Consider the following 6,442-nt stretch of genomic DNA (forward strand, 5'->3'; position numbering starts at 1 on the left):
TGGCGGCGAGGCCGGGCAGGTAGGCGACCGCCAGCCCCGCGGCGCGGGCGCGCCGCACGGCGAGGGACCCTATGTTGCGGAACTGGTCGACCACGACGAGCGTGCCGGCGGGCGCGGAGGCGAACAGCGCGTCGAGCTCGGCCTCCCTGTTGCGGACGGGGGCGCTGGCCAGCACCTCCCCGTCGCGGTCGACCAGGCAGGCCCAGTGCGATGACTTGCCGACGTCCAGGCCGAGCACGGCCGCGGGCCTGGTGGATGGCGCTTTCACGGTGGTATCCTTCCGGTAGTCGTTCGACCGGATGGCCTCCCCCTCGGCACTCACATTACCAGCCGCGGCACCTGCCCGGCACTTTCCTATCAGCCGTCGGGGTCGGCGCGTCCCGCGCCGGCAGCACCCAACGGGCCCTCTCGGGGGCAGGGACGTTCGGCCGTGCGCGGGCGCCCGGTCGGCGGCCCGTTCTGGGCGCGCCTCAATCGTAGCCCGAGACGGTCCCGGGCTGACAATTTCGACTGTAATGGACGTTCTTGTTCGACTAGTCGTTTAAGAACGTCCCCAATGACTAGTCTGAAGGAGTGTCCCCAGCTGCCGGCAGAGACGATATGAGCAGGACATAAAAACATTGAGAGCCCCTGCTGCATGAAAGACCGCGGATTAGGCCGACAATGGTGAGTGTCTAATTCAGCCGCGGCGGCCACGCCGCATTCATGGAAGGGGCTCCCATGCTCGATACTACCACCTTCGTCGGCCTCGACGTCCACGCCCGCTCGATAAAGGCCGTCTCCCTCGACGTCATGACCGGGGAGGTGCGCGCCGCGACCTTCGGCTACGACGCCGGCGCCGTCGCGGAGTGGGTCCGCTCCGTGGACCCCAGGGCCAGGTGCGTGTACGAGTCCGGGGTCACGGGCTTCGACCTGCAGAAGAGGCTCTCCGGCCTGGGGGTCGACTGCGTGGTCGGCGCCGTCTCGAAGATGATCAAGCCCAGCGCGGACAGGCGCAGGAAGAACGACCGCAACGACGCCGAGTTCCTCGCCCGCATGCTGTCGGTCGGCAACGTGGTCGAGGTGTGGGTCCCCGACGACGAGTGCGAGGCCGCCCGCGACCTGACCAGGGCGCTCGAGGACGCGAGGGACGACCTCTCGCGCTCGAAGCAGCGGCTCTCCAAGTTCCTGCTCAGGCACGGCTTCGTCTTCGACGAGAGGACGCCCACCGGCCGCAGGAAGGGCAACTGGACCCGGGCCCACTGGTCCTGGATCGAGTCGATAAGGTTCGCGGAGGGGGCCGACGAGGAGGTGCTCGCCTACTACGTCGACGCGGTCAGGCGGGCGGCGGAGGAGAAGGCGAGGCTCGAGAGGCTCGTCGAGGGCGAGGCCCGCAAGCCCAGGTGGAGGAGGAGGGTCGACTCCCTGCGCTGCCTCAAGGGCGTCGACACCGCTTCCGCCGCCGACCTCGTGTTCGAGGCCGGCGAGTTCTCGAGGTTCAGGAACGCCCGCTCGTTCGCCGCGTGGGTCGGCCTGACGCCCTCCGAGCACTCCAGCGGGGAGAGCGACCGCAGGGGCGCGATCACCAAGGCCGGCAACAAGCACCTGAGAAAGACGCTGGTCGAGGCCGCGTGGCACTACCTGACGTGCTCGGGGCGGCCGAAGGACCTCGCCAAGGGCCAGGCCCCGGACCGGGGCGCCCGGAGGCATGCCGCCAAGGGCGTGCGGAGGCTGGTCGAGAGGCGGGAGGCGCTGCTCGCGCGCGGGGTCCACGGCAACAAGGCGAACGTGGCCACGGCGCGCGAGCTCGCCTGCTGGGTGTGGGCGGTCGGCCTCATGGCCGAGGAGGCGTAGGGGGGCGGTCCCCCGCACATAAGCCAATCACCCCGGAAGCGGTTCGATCCGAAGCCGTTGAGGCGAACCTCAGGCCCCTTTTCTGCGAGCGCCCAGGGCGCCACACGCGTGCACAGACTGTCGGTTCGACGTAGAAGCCTCAGCCGTAGCAACGGATTGCCCAGCGAGAGATCGCCACGGGCGGATATTAAACTGCAAAGACGAGCGTCGGTAAGACACGCCGAGGTCACCGCGGACGGGTTGATATAGGGAGAGGGCCTGACCCCATATCGTTGGGGCCAGGCCCGATTTTGCCTCTTGACAATGTCCTGCTCATATTAAAAGGAACGTCCCTAAGTGCCGACTGGATGCATTAGGAGTATTATCGTCTGCGCAAATAACTAGCGAATCGCATATTAGAGATTGAGAGCGTATGGCAGACACCGCATCTAAGCACATTGACATGACCACCGGCTCGCTGTGGCGCAATATTCCCCTGTTCGCCTTCCCCGTGGCCGCCACGAGCATCTTAGAGCAGCTGTCGAACCTCATCGCCACGGTCATCATCGGTAATTTCTCGGGCGACCAGGGAACCCTCGCCATGGCGGCGGTCGGCTCCAACGTTCCGCTTACCAGTCTTATGCTCAACCTGTTTATTGGCCTGTCGCTTGGCTCCAACGTGGTCATCGCCAACGCTATCGGCCGCAACGATCAGAACATGGTCAAACGCGCCGTCCATACCTCGATTCTTATGGCACTCGTGGGCTTTGTCGTCATCGCGCTGGGCGAGATCTTTGCCGAACCCATGCTCGCCGCGCTCAACGTCCCCGCCGAAACCATGCCGCTCGCCTCGCTCTACCTGCGCGTCTTTTTGCTCAGCATGCCTTCGATCTTGCTCTACAACTTTGAGGCCGCGATCTTCCGTTCCGTCGGCATCACCCGTATGCCGCTGCAGGCGCTTGCCGTGTCCACCGTCCTCAACATTGGCCTGGACCTCATCTTTGTCCCCATACTCCACTGGGGCGTCGCGGGCGTCGCCATCGCCACCGCCATCGCCTACACCGTCAGCGCCGCTACGCTCTTTATCCGCCTGCTCAAGACCGACTCCGTCGTCCGCGTCACCCCACGCGACTTAGGCTTAGACCCCGTCGCCCTCAAGCGCATCGTCAAGATCGGCCTGCCCGCCGGCATCCAAAGCGCCGTCTTTGCCGTCGCCAACATCATCATCCAGTCCGCCATCAACAGCCTGGGTACCGAGGTCATGGCGGCATCCAGCGCCGCTATGAGCCTGGAGTATGTGTGCTACAACCTACTCAACAGCTTTAGCCAGGCCTGCACCACCTTTGTGGGACAAAACCACGGCGCTCGCCAGATCGACCGCTGCACCAAGACGCTCAAGGTCTGCCTGGTCGAAGGCGGTATCGTCGCGCTCACCACCATCGTCATCATCGTCGGTCTGGGGCGCGAGATCCTGGCGCTCTTTAACAGCGATCCCAACATCGTCTCGATCGGCTATATCCGCGTGTGCTCGATCTTCCCGGCATACGCCTTTAGCATGTTCTACGAAAACATGTCCGGTTACCTGCGCGGCTTTGGCATCTCGCTCATGCCCGCCCTCATCACCATGATCTGCGTCTGCGGTATTCGCTTCTATTGGGTCTTCTGCGTGTTCCCGAACTTCCGCACCTTTGCGAACATCATGATGGTCTACCCCATCAGCCTGGGCACCACGGCGTTCTTTATGGTCGTGGCGGTATTGCTCTGCCACCCGGCACGCACCTACCGTCTAGCACAAGCCAAAGCGACAGCCCGCTAATCACCACGCGCAACGTCACGCCAGTCATTAATTGACAATATGCGAGCTCATATAGTCGATAAAGCGCCTCGTGGCGATAGGCATGGTGTCCCAGCTGCGCCAGGCCGCCACTACGTCGCGCGAGGGGGCATGCACGATGGGACGTACGCGAATATCGGCCTGCATGCCCTCGACGGTACGGCGATACAGCATGCTCACGCCTAGGCCCTCCTCCACCATCGCCATGATGGTGTAGTCGTCGGTCACCTCGCTCGTCACGTGCGGCGACAGCCCATGCGCCGCGAATGCATCGAGCACCAGGCTCTGTTCGCCCTCATCCAGCAGCACAAACGGTTCGGACGCCAGGTCGGCAAGCGTCACCTTTTCCTTTGCCGCCAGTGGATGGACGGCTGGCAACAGCGCCACCAGCTCGTCGTGATAGACCACGCGTTTCTCGAGCCCCTCGGTAAATCCACGCGCTGTAAAGCAAAAGTCGACCACGCCATCGTGCACCCACTGGGCATTGCTCGTGTAATCGCCCTGCTTGAGGGTAAAGCGCACGCCCGGATGCAGGGCCCCAAAGTCGCGGATCACTCGCGGCAACACAGTACGACTCACGTTGGTAAACGTCGCAATGCGAATGTCGGTCGACGAAAGCCCCAGCAACTCCTGGCGCTTGCCCTCAAGCTCGGCCTCGGCCGTAACGATCTGGCGCAGATACGGCAGATACTGTTTGCCGTCGCGCGTAAGCGAGACGCCCTGCTTGCCACGCTCGATAATCGTGGTGCCCAGCTCGCGCTCGAGCGCCTTGACGGCCTGGCTCACCGCGCTTTGCGTATAGCCCAGCTCGTCGGCGGCACGTTTCAGGCTGCCGCAATCGACCACCATACATACAATCTGATACCGCGATGCCATCGTGCCTCCACATCGATGTAGCCGTAAAACGTTTTGCCAGGGTTTTTTCTTCCAACATTAGTACTTCTTAATCATACTGAAGATACATTCGCTTTACTACATCCATATCTGGGAGCAGAATCCTTTTTGCGAAACCGTTCTGTAACAAAAGGAGTCCCATGGATCGCAAAAAAGCAATCGCGCTCTCATTTTCCGTTCCCGTCGCATGGGGCTTTTCGTACCCCCTCATGAAGATCGGCATGGACAGCATGAACGCCACGAGCATCGTCGCGCTGCGCTGCATCATCGCCTTTGCGGCCTGCCTGCTGCTCTTCCACAAGCACGCGGTGCGCATCAACCGTGACCTGATGGTCCGCGCCGCCATCATCGGCGCCATCATGGCAACCGAGATCACCTGCATGTGCCTGGGCTCTAGCCTCACTTCCGCCTCCACCGCCGGCTTTTTGCAGAGCCTGACGGTCGTAATCGTGCCGTTTGCCAACGCGGCACTGCTGCGTCGCGCCCCCGAGCGCAAGGTGCTCATCGGCACCGCCATCGTCACCTGCGGCATGTTGCTGCTCTCGGGCGCCGACTTTACTAGCCTGAATCCCGGCGCGATCATCATGCTGCTCTCGGCCTTTATCTATGCCGGCCACATTATCATCGCCAAGCGCTTTGTCGAAGAAGTCGATCCGCTGGCTCTGGGCATTTGGCAGCTGGGCTTCGGCGGCTTGTTCTCGGGTATCGCCGCATTTACCTTTGGCGGCTTCACGCTTCCCAGCACGCCGAGCGAGGTCGTGGTCGTCGTCGCACTCGCGCTCATCTGCTCTGCCTACGGCTTTATCACCCAAACGCTCGCGCAGCCCCACGTGCCCGCCGAGACCACAGGCTTTGCCTTCTCGCTCGAGCCGGTCTGCTCCGCTGTCTTCTCGTTCTTCCTGGTCGGCGAGGTCCTGAGCCCCATCGCCTTCTTTGGCGCCGCCCTCATCCTCACCGGCGTCATGGTGGCAACCGTCGAGCTCCCGCGTCTTCGTGCACACGGGCACGCTCGCATGGCAGGAGCGCCCGAGCGCGTCTCGTAGACCCCACTCTTCATACAGCCGCGGCATAAAGGCAACCGGTGCGCCTTTACAATAGATACCAACAGAGTATCTGCCATAAAGGAGCCCCATGGACACCGCAACGCGCGACCGCAACATAGCAACTTGGTTGGGCGATGCGCCGCGGCCGGTACGTGACACGACGAACCAGCTGCTCGAGCGCATCGCCCTTTTGCGTGCCGAGCAGACCATCTACCCGGCACAAGACGACATCCTCAATGCCCTCGCCTACACGCCGGCAGACCACGTCAAGGTTGTCATCTTGGGTCAAGACCCCTATCACGGGCCTAACCAGGCCATGGGGCTGTCGTTTTCGGTCCCCGCGACACAAACCAAACTGCCGCCGAGCCTGCGCAACATCTATAAGGAACTCAACGCCGATCTGGACTGCCCCATCCCCGCCACGGGAGACCTAACCCCCTGGGCACAACAGGGCATCCTGCTCCTCAACACCACGCTCACCGTGCGTGAGCATGCCGCCAATTCGCACGCCAAGCTGGGCTGGAGCACGCTGACCGACTACGTCATCGAGCGCTGCTGCCAGCTGCCCCAGCCGGTAGTCTTTTTGGCATGGGGCCGCTTTGCCCAGCAGATGATCGAGGGCAAGCTCGCCGCGACCGGCGCGGGCAGAAAAACCAGCAAGTTCTGCCTTGCGTCCACGCACCCCTCGCCGCTTTCGGCAAACCGCGCCACGGCAGAACTCCCCGCCTTTATGGGGTCGCGCCCCTTCTCCGCTGCCAATCGACTACTCGAACAGCACGGCTCGGCCCCCGTCAACTGGACTTGCCTCGGCTAAAAATCGATACATCAAAAACGCGCCCGACGGCAATCTTGCCATCGG

General features: G+C 63.0%; 6 protein-coding genes. 4 read left to right on the top strand and 2 right to left on the bottom strand.

Annotation, left to right across the window (positions count from 1 at the left end; translation table 11 throughout):
- The coding region (locus DXC79_RS08160; RefSeq protein WP_147327491.1) for a transposase at nucleotides 1–268 on the bottom strand (268 nt) is incomplete at its 3' end.
- A 452-nt stretch (nucleotides 269–720) separates the two neighbouring features.
- Between DXC79_RS08160 and DXC79_RS08165 the strand changes: the two genes are divergently transcribed.
- Nucleotides 721–1,833, top strand: a complete 1,113-nt coding sequence (locus DXC79_RS08165; protein WP_233503085.1) for an IS110 family transposase — start codon at nucleotides 721–723, stop codon at nucleotides 1,831–1,833.
- Nucleotides 1,834–2,245: 412 nt separating this feature from the next.
- Nucleotides 2,246–3,628 (top strand): MATE family efflux transporter, encoded by a 1,383-nt coding sequence (locus tag DXC79_RS08170; RefSeq protein ID WP_117630045.1) that lies wholly within the window; start codon nucleotides 2,246–2,248, stop codon nucleotides 3,626–3,628.
- A gap of 27 nt (nucleotides 3,629–3,655) precedes the next feature.
- Here DXC79_RS08170 and DXC79_RS08175 read toward each other — a convergent pair whose 3' ends face one another.
- Nucleotides 3,656–4,522 (bottom strand): LysR family transcriptional regulator, encoded by an 867-nt coding sequence (locus tag DXC79_RS08175; protein ID WP_117630046.1) that lies wholly within the window; start codon nucleotides 4,520–4,522, stop codon nucleotides 3,656–3,658.
- A gap of 158 nt (nucleotides 4,523–4,680) precedes the next feature.
- Between DXC79_RS08175 and DXC79_RS08180 the strand changes: the two genes are divergently transcribed.
- Both DXC79_RS08180 and DXC79_RS08185 read left to right on the top strand, forming a co-directional pair.
- The gene (locus DXC79_RS08180) at nucleotides 4,681–5,583 is read left to right on the top strand and encodes a DMT family transporter (protein ID WP_117635822.1); all 903 of its coding nucleotides are present in this window, start codon (nucleotides 4,681–4,683) and stop codon (nucleotides 5,581–5,583) included.
- Between the two features lie 88 nt (nucleotides 5,584–5,671).
- Nucleotides 5,672–6,397 (top strand): uracil-DNA glycosylase, encoded by a 726-nt coding sequence (locus DXC79_RS08185; protein WP_117635823.1) that lies wholly within the window; start codon nucleotides 5,672–5,674, stop codon nucleotides 6,395–6,397.
- Nucleotides 6,398–6,442 lie beyond the last annotated feature (45 nt).

The sequence above is a fragment of the Collinsella sp. TF08-11AT genome (assembly GCF_003437035.1).
GTDB lineage: Bacteria > Actinomycetota > Coriobacteriia > Coriobacteriales > Coriobacteriaceae > Collinsella.